At 55.0% G+C, this 20,905-nt stretch carries 18 protein-coding genes; 10 read left to right on the top strand and 8 right to left on the bottom strand.

The window, feature by feature from the left end; translation table 11 throughout:
* Nucleotides 1-15: 15 nt before the first annotated feature.
* From ACR0B3_RS22255 to ACR0B3_RS22245, 3 genes are read right to left on the bottom strand one after another with little or no spacing between them, the layout of a single operon-like run.
* The gene (locus ACR0B3_RS22255) at nucleotides 16-2,229 is read right to left on the bottom strand and encodes a xanthine dehydrogenase family protein molybdopterin-binding subunit (protein ID WP_480810987.1); all 2,214 of its coding nucleotides are present in this window, start codon (nucleotides 2,227-2,229) and stop codon (nucleotides 16-18) included.
* A complete protein-coding gene (locus ACR0B3_RS22250; RefSeq protein WP_480810986.1) occupies nucleotides 2,222-3,298 on the bottom strand; it encodes an FAD binding domain-containing protein in 1,077 nt (358 codons plus the stop codon). Before ACR0B3_RS22250 ends, ACR0B3_RS22255 begins: the two co-directional genes overlap by 8 nt.
* Nucleotides 3,298-3,801 (bottom strand): (2Fe-2S)-binding protein, encoded by a 504-nt coding sequence (locus ACR0B3_RS22245; protein ID WP_480810985.1) that lies wholly within the window; start codon nucleotides 3,799-3,801, stop codon nucleotides 3,298-3,300. Before ACR0B3_RS22245 ends, ACR0B3_RS22250 begins: the two co-directional genes overlap by 1 nt.
* A 209-nt stretch (nucleotides 3,802-4,010) precedes the next feature.
* Here ACR0B3_RS22245 and ACR0B3_RS22240 point away from each other — a divergent pair, with 209 nt between their 5' ends.
* The 8 genes from ACR0B3_RS22240 to ACR0B3_RS22205 all read left to right on the top strand — a co-directional run bounded on the left by ACR0B3_RS22240 (nucleotide 4,011) and on the right by ACR0B3_RS22205 (nucleotide 12,134).
* Complete coding sequence (locus ACR0B3_RS22240) at nucleotides 4,011-4,715, top strand: SDR family NAD(P)-dependent oxidoreductase (protein ID WP_480810984.1); 705 nt, start codon at nucleotides 4,011-4,013, stop codon at nucleotides 4,713-4,715.
* A gap of 60 nt (nucleotides 4,716-4,775) precedes the next feature.
* Nucleotides 4,776-5,918 (top strand): CaiB/BaiF CoA transferase family protein, encoded by a 1,143-nt coding sequence (locus ACR0B3_RS22235; RefSeq protein ID WP_480810983.1) that lies wholly within the window; start codon nucleotides 4,776-4,778, stop codon nucleotides 5,916-5,918.
* Nucleotides 5,915-6,904 (top strand): NADPH:quinone oxidoreductase family protein, encoded by a 990-nt coding sequence (locus tag ACR0B3_RS22230; protein ID WP_480810982.1) that lies wholly within the window; start codon nucleotides 5,915-5,917, stop codon nucleotides 6,902-6,904. The genes ACR0B3_RS22235 and ACR0B3_RS22230 overlap by 4 nt, the downstream gene beginning before the upstream one ends.
* A 62-nt stretch (nucleotides 6,905-6,966) precedes the next feature.
* Nucleotides 6,967-7,761 (top strand): SDR family NAD(P)-dependent oxidoreductase, encoded by a 795-nt coding sequence (locus tag ACR0B3_RS22225; protein WP_480810981.1) that lies wholly within the window; start codon nucleotides 6,967-6,969, stop codon nucleotides 7,759-7,761.
* 112 nt (nucleotides 7,762-7,873) lie between these two features.
* Entirely contained in the window at nucleotides 7,874-9,133 is a 1,260-nt protein-coding gene (phaZ, locus tag ACR0B3_RS22220; RefSeq protein ID WP_480810980.1) for a polyhydroxyalkanoate depolymerase, read from the top strand.
* A 12-nt stretch (nucleotides 9,134-9,145) separates the two neighbouring features.
* A complete protein-coding gene (locus tag ACR0B3_RS22215) occupies nucleotides 9,146-10,060 on the top strand; it encodes a poly(R)-hydroxyalkanoic acid synthase subunit PhaE (RefSeq protein ID WP_480810979.1) in 915 nt (304 codons plus the stop codon).
* Entirely contained in the window at nucleotides 10,057-11,163 is a 1,107-nt protein-coding gene (locus ACR0B3_RS22210; RefSeq protein WP_480810978.1) for an alpha/beta fold hydrolase, read from the top strand. The genes ACR0B3_RS22215 and ACR0B3_RS22210 overlap by 4 nt, the downstream gene beginning before the upstream one ends.
* The gene (locus ACR0B3_RS22205; RefSeq protein ID WP_480810977.1) at nucleotides 11,160-12,134 is read left to right on the top strand and encodes an alpha/beta hydrolase; all 975 of its coding nucleotides are present in this window, start codon (nucleotides 11,160-11,162) and stop codon (nucleotides 12,132-12,134) included. The genes ACR0B3_RS22210 and ACR0B3_RS22205 overlap by 4 nt, the downstream gene beginning before the upstream one ends.
* Here the strand turns inward: ACR0B3_RS22205 and ACR0B3_RS22200 are convergent.
* From ACR0B3_RS22200 to ACR0B3_RS22190, 3 genes are all read right to left on the bottom strand, one after another.
* On the bottom strand, nucleotides 12,131-13,462 hold the full coding sequence (locus ACR0B3_RS22200; RefSeq protein ID WP_480810976.1) for an adenylate/guanylate cyclase domain-containing protein: 1,332 nt from the start codon (nucleotides 13,460-13,462) through the stop codon (nucleotides 12,131-12,133). The two genes, ACR0B3_RS22205 and ACR0B3_RS22200, sit on opposite strands and share 4 nt — an antisense overlap.
* An 81-nt stretch (nucleotides 13,463-13,543) precedes the next feature.
* Entirely contained in the window at nucleotides 13,544-14,410 is an 867-nt protein-coding gene (locus ACR0B3_RS22195) for a helix-turn-helix domain-containing protein (protein WP_480810975.1), read from the bottom strand.
* Nucleotides 14,410-15,207, bottom strand: a complete 798-nt coding sequence (locus ACR0B3_RS22190; RefSeq protein ID WP_480810974.1) for an IclR family transcriptional regulator — start codon at nucleotides 15,205-15,207, stop codon at nucleotides 14,410-14,412. The genes ACR0B3_RS22195 and ACR0B3_RS22190 overlap by 1 nt, the downstream gene beginning before the upstream one ends.
* A gap of 146 nt (nucleotides 15,208-15,353) precedes the next feature.
* Between ACR0B3_RS22190 and ACR0B3_RS22185 the strand changes: the two genes are divergently transcribed.
* Nucleotides 15,354-16,859, top strand: coding sequence for an aldehyde dehydrogenase family protein (locus tag ACR0B3_RS22185; protein ID WP_480810973.1), 1,506 nt, complete (start codon nucleotides 15,354-15,356; stop codon nucleotides 16,857-16,859).
* A gap of 3 nt (nucleotides 16,860-16,862) precedes the next feature.
* Here the strand turns inward: ACR0B3_RS22185 and ACR0B3_RS22180 are convergent, their stop codons facing one another.
* Nucleotides 16,863-18,461: an MFS transporter gene (locus ACR0B3_RS22180; RefSeq protein WP_480810972.1), complete on the bottom strand. Its 1,599-nt coding sequence runs from the start codon at nucleotides 18,459-18,461 to the stop codon at nucleotides 16,863-16,865.
* A 132-nt stretch (nucleotides 18,462-18,593) separates the two neighbouring features.
* On the opposite strand from ACR0B3_RS22180, the gene ACR0B3_RS22175 reads away from it, so the two are divergent.
* A complete protein-coding gene (locus ACR0B3_RS22175) occupies nucleotides 18,594-19,613 on the top strand; it encodes an aldo/keto reductase (RefSeq protein ID WP_480810971.1) in 1,020 nt (339 codons plus the stop codon).
* 80 nt (nucleotides 19,614-19,693) lie between these two features.
* Here ACR0B3_RS22175 and pcaF read toward each other — a convergent pair whose 3' ends face one another.
* Nucleotides 19,694-20,899, bottom strand: coding sequence for a 3-oxoadipyl-CoA thiolase (pcaF, locus tag ACR0B3_RS22170; RefSeq protein ID WP_480810970.1), 1,206 nt, complete (start codon nucleotides 20,897-20,899; stop codon nucleotides 19,694-19,696).
* Nucleotides 20,900-20,905 lie beyond the last annotated feature (6 nt).

The following is a 20,905-nucleotide window of genomic DNA, read 5'->3' as shown; positions in this document are numbered from 1 at the left end:
AGTCCCTCTGTTTGGCTAGCTCATAAGATCTTCGATCTGAACGGGTGCCCTGCGGATGCGTTTACCGGTCGCGTTGTGGATCGCGTTGGTGATGGCCGCAGCGACGCCAACCTCACCCAGTTCTCCGATCCCGCGAACCCCAAGAAGCGAGCAATGTGGGTCGTGCTCGTCAACGAAGGAAATATCGACGTCAACGGGTATGTCGGCGTTCACAGGCACAAGGACGCCGGACAGGTTCTTCGACAGAAACCGGCCTGATCCCGGATCCATTGGCGAGGCTTGCAGCATCGCCCGACCGTACCCCCAGATGATGCTTCCGATCATCTGGGATCGTGCGGCAATTGGATTGATAATGCGGCCCGCAGAATAGCACCCAACAGCCCGAAGCATACGGCCCAGGCCAAGCATCTCGTCCACTTCCATTTCAACGAAGATGGCGCCATAGCTGAACATCGAGTGATCCGACAGATCACCATGTGCGTCAAACCCTTCGCGTGGCCCATAAGAGCCGTCGGCCTCCAACTCTGCGACGCCATTGTTGTTCAGAACGGGCAGCCAGGCATCCAAAGTCTGAGGCACTTCAGCGCCTGCCAACTCGGAAACCTGATCTTTGAGTTTGCCGATAGCGTCCGCGACAGCAGATCCTGCGCCCACCGTTGTTCCCGAGCCAAAAACACCAGCGGTTTCGATCAAATCGGTCGATCCGATTTCCACGCGCACCTGATCGGCCGCCACACCCAATTGTTCGGCTGCCACGGTCGCAAGCATGGTCCGGACGCCAGAGCCAACCTCGTGGTTGCCCGCCTCGACGACAACTGCCCCGTTGGACCCGACCCGCACACGCGCGGCCGAGCGATGACGGAACGTTGTCATAACGGACGTGGCCATTCCGAGACCAATCAACTTGTCCCCGTCTCGCCGCATTCGGGGCTGCAAAGCACGCTGGTCCCACCCGATGCGGCGCGCGCCTTCTGCGTAGGCTTCACGCAGTTTTTTGGACGAAAACGGCTTGCCTGTCAGCAGGTCTGTTTCGGCGTAATTCCGCAGTCGGAACTCAAGCGGGTCAATACCCAACTCGAATGCGAGCTCATCCATCGCGCTTTCGGTCGCAAAGCTTCCCGGTCCCTCATGTGGCGCGCGCATTGGGGTTGGGGTGGCAACCGGAACTTGCCGAATGCGTGTGTGAAACCGGAAGTTTTCGACGGTATAGGCAGCTCGGGAGGCGGAGGAGCCATATTCGAAATACTCGTCAAATGTCGAAGTGACGTTTTCCGAGATATGCTCAAATGCCGTTAGCTTGCCGTCTTTGTCAGCGCCGATCCTGATCTTGTTGTGCATGGCCGGTTGATAGCCATGACCTGTAAACGCCCCGTCGCGCCGCAGGCTGAGCTTGACGGGTCGACCGATAATGCGCGCGGCGATTGGCGTCAGAACCTGATGCGGCCAGACGAACCCTTTGCTGCCAAATGCACCTCCGGTGTGCGGGCATGTGACTGTGATGTCGTCAACCGGAATGCCTGTAATGGTATTCAGGACATATCGGATTCCAAAACCCCACTGCGTTGAATCCCAGATGTGCAGTTTGTCGCCGCGCCACTCTGCGATGCTGGTTGGGGATTCCATCGCGTTGTGATGGTGAGATGGCGTGTCATAGGTTTGCTCGACCACAGCCGCGGCTTTGGTCAGTCCGACTTCGACATCGCCGCGTTCGACGTCATTTTTCTGAAAGCTTTCAAAGCTGGGTTTGACAGGCTCAGCGTCGTCGAATTGCAGAAACGGGGCGTTGCTGCGTTGATCAAGCTCGACCAAAGCCGCCGCTTCCTCGGCGGCTTCCAGCGTTTCCGCAACCACGATTGCGACGGGTTGTCCTTCATAAAGGATTTCGTGGCTGGACATCGGTACATGTGACTGCCCGAACGGCGGGGACACCGGCGGGTTGAATGCCGGCATGTCCTCGGCCGTCAGAACAGCGATTGCACCCGGAACGGCCAGGGCCTTTTCGGAACGGACAGCCAACAGCTCGCCCTGTGCGATGGTTGCCCCGACGAACAAAGCATAGGTACACCCCTCTGGCATCACTTCGCCAGCATAGCGCGCGGACCCTGTGAGCTTTTCCGTGCCCTCTACACGTTTCATCAGGGCATTGGCGGATTGTTCAACGGGCGCCCCTCTTGCATCTACGATTATGCCATGGCGCAGCGCATTTTCGATTTTATGCAGATCACTCATCGGCTTGACCTCCGGCCTTCAGGATTGCGCGGGCGGCGGCGCGACGCGCCAGTGTGACACGATAGTCCTGACCGGGCAGGGGGGCAGCATCGCTGAGATCTTGTTCAAGAACTGCCAGGATTGCGTCCTTCTCCAATCGGGTTCCGATCAGGGCCTTTTCAGCGACAGGCAAACGCCAGGGTTTTTGGGCAACCGATCCTAGTGCGATCCGTGCCTCAGTGATCGTATCGCCGTCTGTTTTGATGCAAGCCGCCGCTGCTACCAAGGCGTATTCATAGCTCTGCCGCTCGCGTACTTTGACATAGGCAGAATTCCTGGTCGCGTCATCCAGGGGCAATGAGTAATGCGTGATGATTTCACCCGGCGCCAGTCGATTGACCAGCACGGCTTCACCGGCCTCTGTGCTCAGTCTTTTTTGCGACAGCAGTCTTTCGATCTCTGCATCACCTTTGCGGACTTCGTTTTGCGTTAGCAGGAACGACGTAACCGGCATGTCACGGGCCCCGTTGGGACCATCTAGGTGAATATGTGCGTTTGCCGCTGCAAGGGCTGCGATCGGATCTGTGGGGTTCGTGCAGTGGCATTCTGAGGTGCCCCCGAATAGCGCCGCTTTAGGGTGTAGCCCTGTGAGTTCGACCGAACACCCGGTTCCTGGCGCACGTTTATTGCAGGCCCATGGCAACCGGTTTTGTGACTTTGCTTCTGCCCGAAAATATGCGCATCTGCTGCGTTGCAGGATGTTGCCGCCAAGCGTTGCCCGGTTGCGAATCTGGGGCGATGCGGAAAGGCGGCAGGCCTGAACCAATCCGGGGAAATGCTGTTGAATTTCCGGTGAGCGTTCAAGCTGTGTCACGGTTGTCAGAGCACCGAAAGTCAGCATATCGCCTTCCATAGAAATGCCTGACAGCGCGGCGACGTCCGAGATATCAATCATATGATTGGCCGTTTCAGCCCCAAGCCGCAGCCAGTTAAGAACTTCCGTACCACCTGCCAAGATATGTGCGTTATCTGCGACTGCGGCCTTCAATTCCTGAAGTTCGGATGCGCGGGAATAGGTAAATCGGTCCATTACTTAACTCCCAACCGCGCGGCGGCCTGTTCAACAGCGGCAACGATTTGCGGGTAGGCCGCGCAGCGACAGATGTTACCGCTCATCCATTCTGAAATCTCTGCGCTGCTGCCGGTATGCCCTTCGCGGATGCAAGCAATTGCCGAGACCACTTGACCGGGTGTGCAATACCCGCACTGAAATGCGTCCTGATCACTGAAGGCTTCTACCACGGCCGCATAGGTCTCATCACCTTCCGCCAGGCCCTCGATTGTTGTGACTACATGGCCATCACAAGCTGCAGCAAGGGTCATGCAGGCAGTAACGCGTTCCCCGTCGAGTAACATCGTGCACGCCCCGCAGGCGCCTTCGTTGCAACCTTTCTTGGTGCCCGTCAGGTCCAACTGCTCGCGTAGAAGATCAAGGAGAGTTGTGCGGGCTTCATGCCGCTTAACCACCTGGGTGCCGTTCAGTTCAAAGGCACTTGTCACCATGGCCTCCGACGGAGTTGCGGATTCCCCCATGCTCGATATCCTCCTTGATTTTGAGCTGTAAGTTAGGATACATCTTACAATATAAAATGCAACTGCACTGCGTGCGATCCAGATTTTTCCCTCCTGATACCTCACCTGCAGCGGTCGGAGGGTGCCAAATCCCTGGGTTTCAGCCGTCATCGAGTGATGCTGAAAGACGCTCAAAGTGCACTGAACCGCAGATTGCTGGAGCACGAATGATGGGCAAAGAACGAATTGTTGTAACAGGAGCCAGTCGGGGCATCGGGCGCGAGATCGCGCAAGAGTTGGACCGTGGCGGTTTCGAAGTCATTTGTCTGTCTCGTTCGGGGGACGCGCCAGTTGGTCGTGGTGTCGCGTGCGACATGACGGATGAACAGCGGGTGAAAACGGTGTTGGTAGAGCTGGCCGCCGAAGGCCCAATCAATGGTCTGGTCAACTGTGCGGGCGTTCATATAGGCGGTCCCAGCGCAACGCTGGATACGGCAGACTATGACAAGGTCATGCTTCTCAACGCTACGTCTGTCATGGTTGCTTGCCGAGAGATCTATCCGCACCTCAAAGATAGCCGTGGTGCAATTGTGAATATCGGTTCATTCTTCGACAAGTTGGGGGTCGTAGATAACCTGGCCTATTGCGCCTCGAAGGCGGCTGTTGGGGCAATGACGCGTTGCCTGGCCGTTGAATGGGCAAAGGATGGAATTACGGTTTTGAATGTTGCCCCGGGCTATATCGAGACCGACCTGAACAAGGACTACCTTGCCAGAGAAAGCACGCAGCGATGGATGGGAAAACGTATTCCTGTCGGGCGCGCAGGGGCTGTCGATGAAATCGCGCGGCTGGTGGCCGCTGTGTTTCAGATGAAAATTCCCTTCATGACCGGCGAGACGATCTATGTCGATGGCGGTCAGGGAATGCACCACTGAACTTGAAAAGCTTCATCTGCGTAGAGCAGAGCCAATTTTCATTTTTACGGAGAAGGTATCATGCCCGGCCCCCTGAGCGACATTCGCGTACTTGATTTTTCCACCTTGTTGCCAGGTCCGATGGCGACGCTGTTTCTGGCCGAGGCCGGTGCCGAGGTCATCAAGGTAGAGCGCCCGGGGCGTGGCGAGGAAATGCGCAGTTACGTTCCCAAATGGGGCGTAGACAGCGCGAATTTCAACATGCTGAACCGCGGAAAGAAAAGCGTCGCGGTCGATCTGAAAGACCCAGACGAGTTGGGCCGCCTCAGGCCTTTGATCGAAAGTGCTGATGTAATCGTCGAGCAATTTCGCCCGGGTGTCATGTCGCGATTGGGTTTGGGCTATGAGGATGTGCTGAGTATCAACTCCGACGTGATTTATTGCTCGATCACAGGATATGGGCAGGATGGTCCCAAGTCGCTGCGCGCTGGACATGACATGAATTACATTGGCGATGCAGGGATGCTGTCTCTGAGCTGCGGTACAGTGCAGAACCCGGTCATTCCTCCGGCACTGATTGCAGACATCGCGGGCGGAACATACCCGGCGGTGTTCAATATTCTGTTGGCCTTGCGCGACCGGGATCGGACCGGCAAGCCAGTGCATTTGGACATTTCGATGTCTGACAACCTGTTTCCATTCCTTTATTGGGCAATGGGCGAAGGGCAGGTGGCCGGGCAGTGGCCGGGCAACAGTGATGCCCTCGTGACCGGCGGGTCTTGCAGATACAGATTGTACGGAACATCGGACGGTAAGTTTCTGGCCGCCGCCCCGATCGAACAAAAGTTCTGGGTCGCTTTCACCGACGCGATTGGACTGCCTGACGCTCTCCGAGATGACTCGATTGACCCGGCCGCCACGACGCAAGCAGTGGAGCAAATCATAGCCTCCAAGACTGCGGTAGAATGGGACGCGATATTTGAGGTCGCGGATTGTTGCTGCACAATTGTAAAATCCGTCCAGGAAGCAATGCGCGACCCGCATTTTGCATCGCGCGGAGTTTTCGACACGCAGCTGGCAAATGCTGAGGGAGCTGAGATCAAGGGCCTTCCGACACCAATCTCGAAATCGTTCCGTGAGCAAGAAGGCGCCAAAGAAGCCCCGGCGCTGGGAGCAGACGATATTCTTCTTCGAAACCACGGGTCGGTGGAGTCGGCAAAATGAAAGCGGTCGTTGTTCGAGAATTTGCACCCTTCGAAGACGCAGCGTTCGAGGCGTTTGAACCGCGTGACCCTGCGGCCGGTGAAATCGCAATTGATATGCGCGCATGCGATGTGAACTTTCCCGATATCCTGGTGATCGAAGGGAAGTACCAAGTAAAACCGGTCCTGCCGTTCACTCCGGGTAAGGCGGGCGCCGGTGTGGTCGCAGCCGTCGGCGAAGGCGTGACTGAGTTCTCTGCAGGTGATCACGTTGCTGTGCATCCCGATCACGGGGCATACACGCAACGGCTGATCACGACGCCGGAAAACTGCTACAAAATGCCTGACGGTATGCCGTTTGAAACGGCTGCTGCTTTTGGGCTGGTATATCAGACGGCTTATTTCGCTCTGACTGACCGCGCACAGTTTCAGTCTGGGGAAAGTGTTCTGGTTTTAGGAGCATCCGGGGGTATTGGCTCGGCTGCGGTTCAGTTGGCCAAGGCAAAAGGTGCCAAGCGGGTGATCGGTGCCGTGCTCGGAGAGGAAAACGTGGGTATCGCGCGTCAGGCCGGGTGCGATGATGTTATCGATCTGGAAATGGCCAACTTGCGCGATGGCCTGCGCGAGGCTGTGTATGCTGTAACGGATGGGCAGGGCGTAGACGTCGTAATTGACCCCGTTGGCGGAGACGTCACCGGTGCGGCTTTGCGCGCTTTGGCTTGGCGGGGTCGTCTTGTTGCCATCGGCTTTGCCGCCGGGCAAATTCCGACGATCAAAACGAACTACCTGTTGGTGAAGAATATATCCGTCTCGGGCCTTCAATGGACAGATTACCGCGACCGCTTTGCGGGTTGGGTGCGTCACGCTCAGGAAGAAATCTTTGCCCTTTGGGTTGCGGGCAAACTCGATCCGTTGGTCAGCGAAACGTTGCCATTGGAACAGTTCGCAAGCGCATTGAGAAAACTGCAACACGGTCAGGCTACAGGGAAAATCGTGCTGCTGCCCTAGGCGTCATTCGCCTGGTTCTGCGGAATTGATCCAGCCAATACATAAGAAAGCGAGAGGTGAAAATGGGGGTACTAGTTGTTACCGGTGGTGCCAGCGGAATCGGGCTTGCCTGTGCGCAGCGAATGGCAAGCACCCATGATAAAGTTGTTCTGCTGGACTACAATTCCGACGCGTTGATCGCAGCAGAACAAGCATTGCAGTCTCAGGGGGGCAGTTGCGTTTCCATCCAGTGTGATGTGACGGATGCCGAAGCACTGGACGAGATCGCCAAAAAGGTCGAAGCGGATATCGGCCCTGTCTCTACTCTCGTGACATCAGCCGGGATAATCAACAACAGTCAGACCGTTCTCGAGATGGATCTGGCAGAGCATCAGCGTGTCTGGGATGTGAATTACAATGGCACGATTCATGCGGTGCGATCTTTCGCAAGTGCGATGTCTGATCGAAAGCAGGGGGCGGTGCTGACCCTGGGATCCATTACCGGCATGGGGGCGTTTCCACTTCCGGCCTATAGCCCGGGGAAAACCGCCATCGCGAGGTTGACTGAAATCCTCTCGGTCGAACTGGGTCGGTTCGGTGTTCGGGTCAACGGGGTCGCGCCAACATATGTGCTGACCCAAAACATCCAAGCCCGTATCGATTCCGGTGACCGCGATCCGAATGTGATCCGAAATGCCGGTGCTTTGAAAATGTTCGTGAAACCAGAGCATATTGCCGACGTTGCAGCCTTCCTTTGCTCGGAACAGGCCGCCGCCATCACGGGCACGATGGTTCCCGTAGACGCAGGGTGGCGCGCCGCTACGATTTACCGGAGCTACGCCGGTGGGGTGCCCTGGGCGAGCTCAGACGAAGCCTGAGCCAACCGTCCGCAAGTAGGCCAAGGCAGGTTTCGATTGTATTTTGCTGAAAATCAGGATAGATATCAAATAACAAAACAACACGATGACGCTGGAATCTTGGAAAAAGTAAATGCTCTACTCCGGATATGAAATGTTTCGGACCGCTTTGGCTCCGATGACGATGGCTGCTGAGATGATGAACAGCATCCAGTCTTATGGGAGTGCTTCAAAAGCTTTCTCAATGGTTCCTTTGTTCGGGCTTGATCCAACGGAAATGTCGCGTGCCGCGAATGAGATGTTCGTGAAGTTGTCGCAACGATATGACCGTCCGGGGTATGGCATCGAAACAATCCAGGTAGATGGTGAAGAAGTTCCGGTCATCGAAGAAGTTGTCGAAGTGCTGCCATTTGCAAGGCTGGTCAGGTTTCGCCGAGACTTTGCCAACAGAAAAGAGCGCAAGGATCCTCCGGTCTTGCTGGTGGTTCCCATGTCCGGCCACTTTCCAACCTTGATGCGTGACACGATTCAGGGGCTACTGCCCGAGCATGATGTCTATGTAACGGATTGGGAAAACGCGCGGGACGTGGCGCTTAGCGAGGGGCGTTTCGACCTTAGCAGCTATGTCGATTACGTAATTCGGTTCTTGGACCAATGCGGGCCGGGTACACATATCGTTACCGTGTCGCAGCCGGGATGTGCTGTTTTAGCGGCGACCGAGGTTCTGACCCGCCGCAACGCAAAAACAATCCCCCGGTCAGTGACATTGATGGCGTGCCCGATTGATACGCGTGTGAACCCGACCGTGCCGGGACAAATGGGAATGCGCCTGTCGGATCGTATTTTGGAATCGTTCTTCGTGCAGACCGTGCCGTATGGATACCCAGGGGCTCTGCGCCGCGTCTATCCCGGCTTTTTGCAGCTGGCCGGGTTTGTGATGCTGAACGCCGAGCGCCACGTCGAAGCGCATTTTCAGCACTTTTGGGATATCGTCGCCGACGCTGAAGAACAGATCCGCCTGCATGATGAGTTCTATTCGGAATACATGGCGGTGATGGACATGCCGGCTGAGTTTTTCATGGAATCCGTCTCGGTGGTGTTCCGTGATCATCTGATGGTCAAAGGCGAGTTTGAATATGACGGAGAGGCCGTCGACTTATCTCGCATCGACAAAACCGCAATTATGACGGTGGAAGCGGGCAAAGACGACATCGCCGGGCGCGGCCAAACGGATGCGGCGCACGATCTGTGCCCAAAAATTCCGGACACCTTGCGCGAACGGCATTTCCAATCAGACGTGGGCCATATGGGCGTCTTTCACGGTGCGGCCTGGCGTGAAGAAATCTGCCCGAAGGTGGCGAAATTCATTCGTAACGCGGATCGTGTCAGCTAACAGGAGAGCCTCATGGAATCCCCTCAATCCGAAGATACTCGCAAGCTTTTGAAAGCGCTGTATCAGCCTTGGTATGGGATTGCCGATGCGCTTGGTCATGACGTTTCGGACCTTGTGCAGAATTCCGGTTTTCCGCAGCCCGACGGTGAAGCGGCATCGGCGGAAGAGGTCGCGAAGCCTGCCATTGACGTTCTGAATACCCAGCTAAAGCAGTTTTCTGCAATGTCTGAGGCGTTGAGTGGATCCGGGTCCAAGGTCTGGGATCAGCTTCTGAGCTTGCAGGAACAGCAAATCAAGGCATTCACCGGGGCCTTTGACCAAGGGTTGCGCGGATTTATGGGTGTCGATCAGGACACAGCCCTAAAGGCGCTGTCGTCGGATTGGTCCCCGGCGCATGTCGCGTTGCGTTCGCTTGGTGTGAACGACGACAACGGATTGAAGATCGCAAACGAAATCGCATTTTGCATGATGGCCTGGACCGAGGCGCAAAATGCCAGCATGAAACTCAACAAAACGATCAGTGACGCATGGCTGCATGCCTCGCACGAGTTTTCGGTTGCTATAACTGATCTTGAAGAGGGAGACGTAGACATTTCGGAAATGGGTGAGTTTCACCGGCTTTGGGTGAAAACTGCGGAACCTATTCTCCAAAACATGCTGCGCTCTGATGAGTTCTGTGAAGCTCAGGCGGATTTTGTTCGAAAGTCCACCCGTCACGTAAAGCTGAAGTCTCAACTGCTAAACAGATTCGCTGAAACTTTAGAATTGCCGGGGCGAAACGAAATCAACGCCGCCTATGAGGCAATTCAAGAACTTCGCCGCGATGTTCGTTCGTTGCGGATGCAGGTGCGCAAGTTGAAACAGGATGCTGCACCCAAGTCGCGTGCAACCAAGACAAGCCAGGCCAAAAAGGGAGCTGAAAAATGACCCAGGGTCTCTTTAATTTGGCAACCAGCAGCTCAAAGCAGCTTTCGGACTTTTGGTTGAGGTTCAATGCCCTCAGAGAAAAGATAAGCGATATTGACCCCGCCGATCTGGAAGTTGGCACGACGCCAAAAGATGAAATCGCGCGGGATGGGACGGCGACGCTTTACCGTTATCGCCCGCTTGTGAAAAAGCCTCTGTCGACACCTGTGTTCTTTGCATATGCATTGGTCGGTCGTTACACAGTGGCCGATTTGCAGCCCGACCGGTCTTTGGTGCGCAAGTTGTTGGCCGAGGGTTTGGACGTTTACATAATCGATTGGGGGCATCCGCGACCGGTAGATCGCTACCAGTCGCTTGAGGACTATATTTGTGGGACGATTGCTGATTTCGTCGAGATTGCGTGCGAAGATTCAGGGTCTGAAAAAGTGAACCTGTTCGGCATTTGTCAGGGCGGCATTTTCTTAACGTGCTATGCGTCCTTGTTTCCCGATCGGGTCAACACCGTAACCACCGCTGTCGCGCCCTACGATTTCCATGCCAATTCTGACGACACGACGTTGGGTCGGGGCTTGATCCATTTTTGGTCCAAGGCGTTGGATGGTAAAGACATCGACGAAGCCGTGGACGCGATGGGCAATCTGCCCGGCGAGACAATGGCCCAAGCCTTCGGTTTCATGACGCCTGTATCCAGCATGTCGAAATTTGGCCTGGACCTGCTTGAATTGGCCGAGGACGAAAACCAGCTGGCAGGTTTCTTGCGCATGGAAAACTGGTTAAGCGACAAGCCGGACCATACTGCTGAGTCCGTGCGCCAGTGGTTGAAAGACTTCTACATAGAAAACCGTCTGGTGAAGGGAACGTTGAAACTTGGCGATCACGGCGTTGACCTGAAAAATGTCAAATGCCCGGTTCTAAATGTCTATGGTGCACATGACGTCATCGCGCCACCGGTCTGTTCAACGGCGCTTGCGGATATGGTTGGAACGGATGACTACACTGAGTTGAAGTTTCCCGGCGGCCATATTGGTGTATTCGTTGGGAAACGGGCACAAAATGAACTTGCTCCTGCGATCGCCAACTGGATGCGGGATCGATCCAAGTGACCAAGACTATACAGTCGATTGATGATCCGACCACCGAGACAAAGGCTTTGTTAGATCTTGTTGCCCAAGCAGATTTACCAGCGCTCCATACGTTGAAACCGCTGGAAGCGCGTGCGCAATACAGAGCGCGCGCAGGCGCCAGCGCGTTCCCGACACGTGAATTGGGCGAGGTCGATGATTTGGTGATCCGGCTTGCCGGTCGGAAATTGCCAGCGCGCCTTTATATTCCACAATCCAGCGCCCACTCTCTTCCGTTGATGGTTTATTTTCACGGCGGCGGGATGGTCATCGGGGATTTGGAAACCCACGATTCAATCTGTCGCCGGCTCAGTGAAGAGGCTGGCGCAGCCGTTGTTTCGGTTGAGTATCGAAAAGCGCCTGAAACACCATTCCCCGGTGCGGTTCATGATGCAATCGAAGCCTTCGCATATCTGATCAACGACTGGTCAAATGAACGGGTTGATCCTGCCCGCGTAATTGTGGCTGGGGATAGTGCGGGCGGGACACTCGCCGCCGTAGTGGCGCAAAGCTATGCCGGGCAACCTGAAAGGCTCATGGGTCAGGTTCTGATTTACCCCGCCTTGGATCATGTTACCGACCTGCCATCGCGCGCTAAGTTGGCTGACCAGTTTCCAATCAATACCGAAGCGATGAACTGGTACGACCAGCAGTATTTCCAAGAAGCAAGCCATAAAAACGATCTAATGGCGTCTCCCGGCCTTTGTCCGGATTTGAGTGGAATTGCGCCTTCGTTGATCATTACGGCTGGATTGGATCCATTGCGTGATGAAGCGGCCCTATACTCAGAACGCGTCGCCGCGCACGCTGTCGGGACGAAACATGTGCACTATCCGGGAGTGATCCACGGCTTTCTCGGAATGGGTGCTGTTATTCCCGAGGCCGCAAGCGCCATTGGCGAAATCGCCAATTTCGTCACCAGGATCGACCAAAGCAAACCCGGCAAGAGTTAACGCGCAACAATAACGTATGCAACGTCATCCGGAACACCAGGAAGGACGACCGCTGGTTCAATTTTCGCTTTATCCAATCCAACTTCAGCCGTGGCTCTGTCACAAAGAATTTTTGTTTTTAGAGACTTATTCAACGCCTCCAAACGGGCCGCTATGTTGATCGTCATACCATAGACGGTGAAGGTCTGCCTTGTGTTGGAACCGATGACGCCGGTGACGATCGGACCGGTTGCAACGCCGATACGAACACTGAACCCGAATTTCTTTGCGGCCGCTTGCAAGCTTTCTGCTGCTTTGATGCCATGCAGCGCGTGATCTTTGTTTGAGCTTGGTGCATTGAAAGTTGCCAGCAATCCATCACCCATGAATGAAATCACGGTCCCCCCTTCGGATGCGACAATATCGGACGCTGCGGCTAGAAACTCATCCAGAGTTTTGATCACCTCGACCGGCTCGCGTTTGGCAGCCCAAGGGGTGAATTTTTCCATGTCCAGCACAAGAGCAGTTCCGGTTACAAGGTTCGGGGCGAGTTTTTCTGGTGCCTTGATCAGGGCGTCCACGACTCCTGTCGGAACATGCTGACCTAATAGCTGAGTAACGCGATGTGTCGCTTCGCGCTCTTGTTCGGCAATGCGCTCTGCCTCTACATGTTGGAAAAAGACGTGTCTGGCACGATAAACTGCCAGCGCAAGTATCAGGGTGGAAAACAGGATCATAATGGATTCTTCCATCCTGTTCCCGCGACCAATAAAATCGATCGAAAGAAAGATCGAAACATAGTCTGCCGTGGTTGCGTCCAGCGGCATGTCGCCCCACGAGAGCGTACGATCCATCTGGGCGACTACAAACTCAAACGCACTCCACCATCCCACAAGAATTATGGTGCCGGTCCATACCACAAGCGGCCATGATAGGCTGAGAGCAGACATCATCAAAATCGGAAAAAGAAAATAAATCCCGTAAGCGCGGAACGCCAGAATCTGAGGTACGTCATCCACGCTGCTTATTGGGACCAGCGCAAAGATTGTGCAAATCCCGATCACGTCTATTCCATAGATCCCGTACTTGATCCAAGGCGCGTCGAACTTCGTGCCAATCACTGCGATATGGGAAAATCCAATGATGGCCAGAAGGAACAAAGGCGCCACAACCGACAAGCGCGGGCTGTCCCCCGTTGTGAGAAAGGGACCAACCCCATATCCGATCAGCGCAACGGTGATGACCGCAGTTCGCGCCATGATCGCCAATCGCAACCCTTCGCGTTCGGCTTGCCTAAGGCGCCGATACGCGTCAGGCAGGTCGGCATTCTCGTTGGTGTCAGCCTGCATTTCGAATCCTGTTTTAGCTAAAGGCAGAATGCACCACGAAGGCTTAGGTGGATTGGCTTGGGGTCACAAAGGAAATCAGCTTCAACTTCCTTCTGTCTGCTCGATTCGATAGAGCGATGGGCTGCTTTGCGTATTGAATGAATCTGGATCGCACGCATCATAAGGCGACGCAAATTTTCCGTTCGCGTTCGACATAGTGGATTGGAAATCGTCAATTTTGCTCAATACTGTCTGCTTCGCCAGTTCTGCCGATGCTGTATTGTGAGTAACCTTACCAATCCCGATGCTGACCGAAGCGACCGTGTCTCCGTCGTGGTTTTGAATCGGACGGGATACCCAATCCAACCCATATTGGTTTGGGGCTTCGTAACTTGTGTAGTTCTCAGCCGATAGTTGTTTGTCAAACTTGGCAACTTGCTTGGGGTCGTATTTCCTGTCGCTGGGTCGGCGCAATGCGTCAACCTGGCTCTCGTAAGACGTCAACTCGGATTTTGGCAGCGAGGCCAAAATCGTCGAAGGACCCACACCGTCATGCAGCATACGTTGCTCTCCGATACGCCTGCGTTGGTGAGCTTCCTGTACACCTTCAACGCTGTACAAGCGCATACAGTACCAACCAACGCGCCAGTTCAGTGTAATCGTGACATCATGCTCTTTTGAAATTTCCCGAAACATATCCGCAGCCAGTTTTCGCGCGGGAAACTGATGCACCATCGAACGGATGAGATGATGTACAACCGGGCTTGTCTGGAACTGGACAGCGTAGCGGGTCCGCTCGGCAAAACCGGCCTCCTCAAGCGTCATCAATGCGCGATGGGCTGTGCTGTGCGGAAGGTTCAGCATACTCGATACCTCGGGCAAGCCCAAAGGTTCATTGTTGCTGGCCAGAACGCGCAGCGTTTCAATGACATGCTGCGTCGATGTGTTGGTCAATGGGTTGGTCGGCATTAGTCGGCCTCATAAAGTGCAGCGATCATTCGCAGTTCGTCTATCCAGGGGCGTACCTTTTCCCGCATCTCATCACACCATTCATCAGAGATACGCTGTCTTGGCCCTCCCACACCCACGGCGCCGTGAGGCTTTCCATCGCTGTCCAAAATGGAATAGGCAAACCCGGCCGTAGTTGGACTGTAATCCCCGAAAGAGCGGGCAAAACCTTCTTCCCGAATTAAGGCGACTTCCTTTTTCAACTCTGCAAGTTTGGTAATCGAGGTCGCTGTATAGGATTTCAGAGGTTTGTTTCTGCGATAGTAGCTTTCGATCTCTTCATCAGGTAAAGCCGCAAGAACAGCGCGAGACCCGACTGAAACGTGCAATGGAATTGCGTGTCCGAACTTCACCGCCAGCGAAAGGGCATTGGTGCTTTCGATCCCATCGATGACGACGGCGACGTCCTCGGAGAGAACTAAAAGTTGCACTGTTTCGCCAGTTAAGTGCGCAATTTTCTCGATATAAGGCGTGGCCATAGTTCGAAAATTGGGCGGTGGATTGGTCGCGTTTTGCAGCTGAGAAATATTGTTTGAAAGTATGAAACGGCCGGTATTTTCAACGCGAAAAAGAAAACCTTCTTTCTCAAGCGTTGCCAGAGCTCGATACACCATGTTCCGAGACATATCCAAACGGCGTGCCAATTCTGAAGGGCCAAGCGGCTCGTTGCTTGCTATGAATGCCTGCAGCACGGTCAATACGCGCTTGGTTGCCTTGTTAATTGATTTTCGTTCTGTCTGATCGCCTGCTAATAGCAATTTTTTTCTCCTGCTGTCCCAAATACCATAACGCGAACAGGCAGAGGGTCAAGAATCCGCGCATTCGGGGCGGCAAGATGTTTTGTTTGAAAAAATGGTATATATCCAGTAATGTAGATCAAGAAGCAAACTAGCAATGGTGTACCATGACCTTTTCTCTTCTGAGTAAGCGCGATGAACTTAACATCAGCATTCCAGGTGCTCTAATCAACGGCGAATGGCGCCCGACGACCGGGGGCCGGTTCCATCAGCATCGCAACCCTGCAACCAATGAGGTGCTGGCAGAAATTCCGATGGCATCAGAAGAGGATGTTAAAGCTGCGGTCGCTGCGGCCCGCGATGCGTTTGACAACGGCCCGTGGACAAAGATGAAGGCCAATGATCGCACAAGGCTTCTGCTGCGAATTGCAGATCTGTTTACTAAGCATGCTGACGAACTAACGGCTCTTCAGACGCTGGACAACGCAATCCCAATGAGCTTTGGCCAGCTTTACCGCGTTTCGGGTCATTTGGCTGCAGACGTTTTCCGCCATCAGGCAGGTTGGATCGACAAGATCAACGGTGAAACCTTCCCGCAATATTCTGATGAGGTGAACATCCGCTTTATCTCGGTTCGTGAACCAGTTGGCGTTTGCGTCGGCATTACACCCTGGAATGCGCCCCTGTTGCAATTTCCGGAAAAAGTTGCGCCTGCTCTGGCGGCGGGCTGCTGTATCATCATGAAGCCTTCCGAATATGCCTCGCTTTCGGCATATCGCATGGCCGAGCTTATCCACGAAGCAGATCTTCCCCCGGGTGTGTTCCAGTTCCTGCCTGGCGACGGTCAAACCGGTGATCCGTTGACCCGTGCGGAAGGCGTCGACAAGATTTCGTTCACCGGCAGCCGGAAGATCGGCGAGCATATTCACCGGATTGCTTCTGACGGGCTCAAGCGGGTGACGCTTGAACTGGGCGGAAAAAGCGCGGCCATCGTTTTCCCCGATTGCGCAGATCTCGAAAAAACTGCGCATGGCGTGATGGGCATGATGGACATGGGCCTTTCAGGTCAGGTTTGTTCGATCACCAGCCGCGCCCTGGTGCACAAGGATATCGTCGATGATTTCGTCAAATATGCGCAAGAGCAGACGAAGTCGGTCAAGTATGGTGATCCGTTTGACCTCAGCACAACGTCCGCGCCTATGATCAACCCTGCGCAGCTGGTTAAAGTGCTGGGATATGTGAAAATTGGTCAGGAGGAAGGTGCAAACCTGGCATTCGGCGGCGATACGCCGACCGAAGAGGCGCTTAAAGCAGGTAACTGGATGAATCCAACCCTGTTTACGGACGTAAACCCCAACTCTCGTCTTGCCCAAGAGGAAATTTTTGGGCCCGTCCTGTCATTGACGACCTTTGAAACCGAAGAAGAGGCCATTGCGCTGGCCAATAATTCTGAATACGGGCTGGCGAGCGGCGTTTACACCACAAATATCGGGCGTGCCTGGCGTATGGCAGAAGGTATTCGCGCAGGCACCGTTGGCATTAACGGCTATACGTTCATGCCCAACTCACCCTTTGGCGGCATCAAGGCGTCTGGTCTGGGTCGGGAAGGCGGCTTTACCTCGATCGAGGCCTTCACTGAACTGAAGACCATCATGTTCAACACGGATGTCTGAACACTAACTGTCCAGATCGCGCAGAGGCCGCAGCTGCTGCGCGATCTTGAAACGCACTTGCGGCTCCTTTGTTTTCAGAAGCGCAACTTTCTGGGCTCTCAGCTCGTAGTCACCTTTGGTCGTACGCTCTGCGCTGAGCTTGTGATGACGCAAGGATGCAAACCCTATCTTTTCTGTAAAGACGCAAGGATCGTCGGCAGACCGCCAGGCTGACCAATCCGTTGCCCCTTCGCGAAGGCGCGCGCGGCGCGATTTGGCCAAGAGGTTCAGAAACTCGTGAATACAATCGGTTTTGACATCATAGTCAATCGAAACTTCGACCGGCGTGTTTTGTTCCGTAACCGAAAGTTCAATCGTCGGTTCAAACCAGTATTTTAGTGTCTCTGATTTGCTTAGATCCCGTTGACGGAAAAGCGCGCATAGCGGCAGAGGCAGGGCCAGTAGGCTGACCAGGGCTGAACCGATGAGCGCGATTTGTGTGCTGGATACCTCTGCAACGCCGCCCCAAACTGCGGCACCAATAGAAACGCCGCCGATTGTTGACATATGCATCAGTGCCATCCCGCGTGCGCGGACCCATTCCGGTAACAGTGTTTGCGCCTGGGTCGTCAGGCACGACAAGCCAATAATCCAACCCGCTCCGTGGATGATTGAGCCCGCCCACAATACAGCTTGCAGCGGCGCAAAGGCGATTGCGAGTCCACCTATGGACGTCAAAACGATTGAGATGCGCAGGATCCGCGGAGTATCAAAACGCCCCGCCAACCAAGGGCGCGATATGCCGCCAAAGAGCGCGCCGGCCCCAAAGGTCACGACGACTGACATGAAGACGAAAGGCTCATGCCCAAATCCAAGTTTTGCATGAAGTGGTGCCAGAGCGGCAGGGCCAGTCACCAATACAAAGAAACCGGCGCTCAGCGCCAATAGCCTTGAAAACGCTGGTGTACTGGCGGCGAACTGAACTGCGGTTCGCAGGGCGCGTGTAAAAGGTTCCGATTGCTGGTTGGGTCGAACAGGCGCGCGGCGCAGCAAGACGTAAACGAAAGCAGAAATTGCCGCTGCGGCTACAAATACAGGCACCTTCCCGAACAGGGTAAGAATGACAAAGGCAATTGCCGGTCCAAACAGCCGCGCCATGGACATGGCCATTCCAAACAGCGTCATCGCATTGGGTAACTGATCGGGTGTGACGCTAACCGGAACCATTGCGTTCAACAGTGGCAGGCGGGCTGCCGTGGCAATGGCGAATGCGCTTGTTAAGCCCAGGAGGATCATCAGGTCGGGTTCACTCGGAAGCACCGCTGCGGCCAAAGCAAGCGAGACAATTGTGGCCCAGATTTGCGAGGACAGAAGAATGGTTTTTGGCTTCAGGATGTCAGCCAAAGTACCAAATGGCAGGATCAGGAAGACGATCGGCAACAATCCGGCCGTGGAAACCATCGCGACGATGGCAGCCGATGCACCGCTGTCTGCAACCGCCCACATGACCGTTGATTCGACCATAGTGATTGCAACAAATGACAGAAAGTAACCGGCATAAAGTGTTGCGAAAGGGCTGTGGGTCAGGGGTTGGGCAACCCCCCAAGACCGGGGATGCGCCATATTATCTCCACTAGTTGATCTGAATAATGATAAACATACCTTAAAATAGATCAAAAATGCAAGCCAAACTAGACAGACACTTGTCGCTTGTGTTATGGAATGGGGGATTAATACTGAATATTGGGGCGACTTATGCGCTATACAACGCTTGGCGACAATGGACCGAAGATTAGCGTCGTTGGCATCGGCTGCATGGGTATGGGTGGAACTTATGGTGCGGTCAACGCCGAAGACGCGCACCGGGCAATTCACGCCGCAATCGACGTGGGTGTCACGCTGGTCGACACCGCCGAGATTTATGGGCCAATCAAAATCGCGCCTGATGGCTCCAGCACCTTGTATGGTTGGGCGAATGAAGCGTTGGTGGGCGACGCATTGGTCGGATACCGTGACAAGGTCGTGCTCTCAACAAAAATCGGTTTTGCGCATGAGCCTGACGGCAAGCGTATTGGCCAGAATGCCAGCGCCGCGCATGTAAAGAACGCAGTGGATGGCTGCCTGAAACGGTTGCGCACAGATTACTTAGACATGTTGTACCTGCATCGGGTCGATCCCAATATTGAGATTGAAGAAACCGTAGGGGCGATGGCGGATCTTGTGCGCGACGGGAAAGTCGGGCATCTGGCATTGTCAGAGGCCAGCGCTGAGCAGATCGAACGTGCCCATGCCGTGCATCCAATCGCCGCGCAGCAAAGTGAGTATTCACTTTGGGAGCGAGAAGTCGAAAATGGCGAGATTGATTTTTGCCGGGAACGCGGCATCGGCTTCATCGGATACGCACCATTGGGTCGTGGGTTTCTGGCAGGCGATGCTCAACCAGCGGAAAGCTATCCCGAAGACGATTACCGCCGTTTGGATCCCCGGTACCAAAAAGGGAACTACGAACAGAATATGGCCATTGCCCATGCTGTTCGGGATATGGCCGAAGAAAAGGGTGCGACCTCTGCGCAACTGGCAATTGCCTGGCTTATCGCGAAACAGGCTATCCCGATCCCCGGCGCACCGCGCGCCCACTGGGCGGTGGAAAATGCCAAGGCGGCGGACATTGAGCTAACCGCAGAAGATGTTGCGCGTCTGGACAAGATCGCGCCGGTTGGGACAACGGCCGGCCCCCGCTGGGCGGGCGCCTGGGCCAAGCAGATTAAGAAATAACGGAACACTCCCTGGCAACCGGTATCGGTTGCCATCTCCCGGAGCGGCGCGAATGACACAGTCTTCGCGCCGCTTTTTTGTCAAGCACGTTCGATAATTGTAGCGATTCCCTGACCCACGCCGATACACATTGTGCAAAGTGCGAAACGTCCGGCGCTGCGCTGCAGTTGCAATGCCGCTGTTCCGACGATGCGTGCACCACTCATGCCCAAAGGATGGCCCAACGCGATTGCACCCCCATTCGGGTTCACAAAATCCGCATCTTCTGGTGCCCCAAGTTCACGCAAGACCGCGATACCTTGCGAGGCGAAAGCTTCGTTAAGTTCGATGACATCCATGTCGTGTATGCCAAGACCCGCCTTGGCCAGCGCTTTTCGTGACGCAGGAACAGGTCCAATGCCCATGACGCGAGGGGCCACGCCTGCCGTTGCCGTCGTCACAACTTTTGCGATTGGTGTCAGGCCGTGTTTTTCGATACCTTTTTCCGAGGCCAGGATCATCGCGCTGGCGCCATCATTCACGCCAGAAGCGTTTCCGGCCGTCACCGAACCACCCTCACGAAACGGGGCGCGTAGTTTTGCCAGCGCTTCCAAAGTGGTTTGCGGACGCGGATGTTCGTCTTCGCTCACGACGATGTCCGGTCCTTTTCTTTGTGGTATGGTAACGGGTGTGATTTCAGCGGCCAATGTCCCGTCCTGCATCGCGCGACCTGCCTTTTGCTGAGACAGCAGTGCAAACCGGTCCTGATCTTCACGGGATACACCAAAGTCCTCGGCCACATTTTCAGCCGTTTCAGGCATCGAGTCAGTCCCGTATTGCGCATCCATCTTCGGGTTGATCAGCCGCCATCCGATTGTTGTATCATGCACCTCTGCCGCGCGGGAGAACGCGCTGGCGGCCTTGGGCATCACAAACGGAGAACGGCTCATGCTTTCGACCCCGCCTGCAATGATCAGATCCGCCTCGCCCGCGCTGATCGCCCGTGCCGCTGTGCCCACGGCATCCATCCCTGATCCGCATAGTCGGTTTATGGTGGTGCCGGGCACGGTCACGGGTAATCCTGCGAGCAACAGAGCCATACGCGCCACGTTCCGATTGTCTTCTCCGGCCTGATTGGCGCAGCCAAAAATAACTTCGTCTACGGATGACCAATCGAGGTCCACGTGCCGCGACATGAGCGCCTTTAGGGGAATGGCTGCCAGGTCGTCAGCGCGAATGCCGGACAGGCCCCCTCCATATCGACCAATGGGTGTACGGATCGTATCGCAGATGAATGCTTCGGACATAGATTG

Source organism: Ruegeria sp. CE9, assembly GCF_056537425.1.
This window is presented reverse-complemented; position numbering and strand designations above follow the sequence as displayed.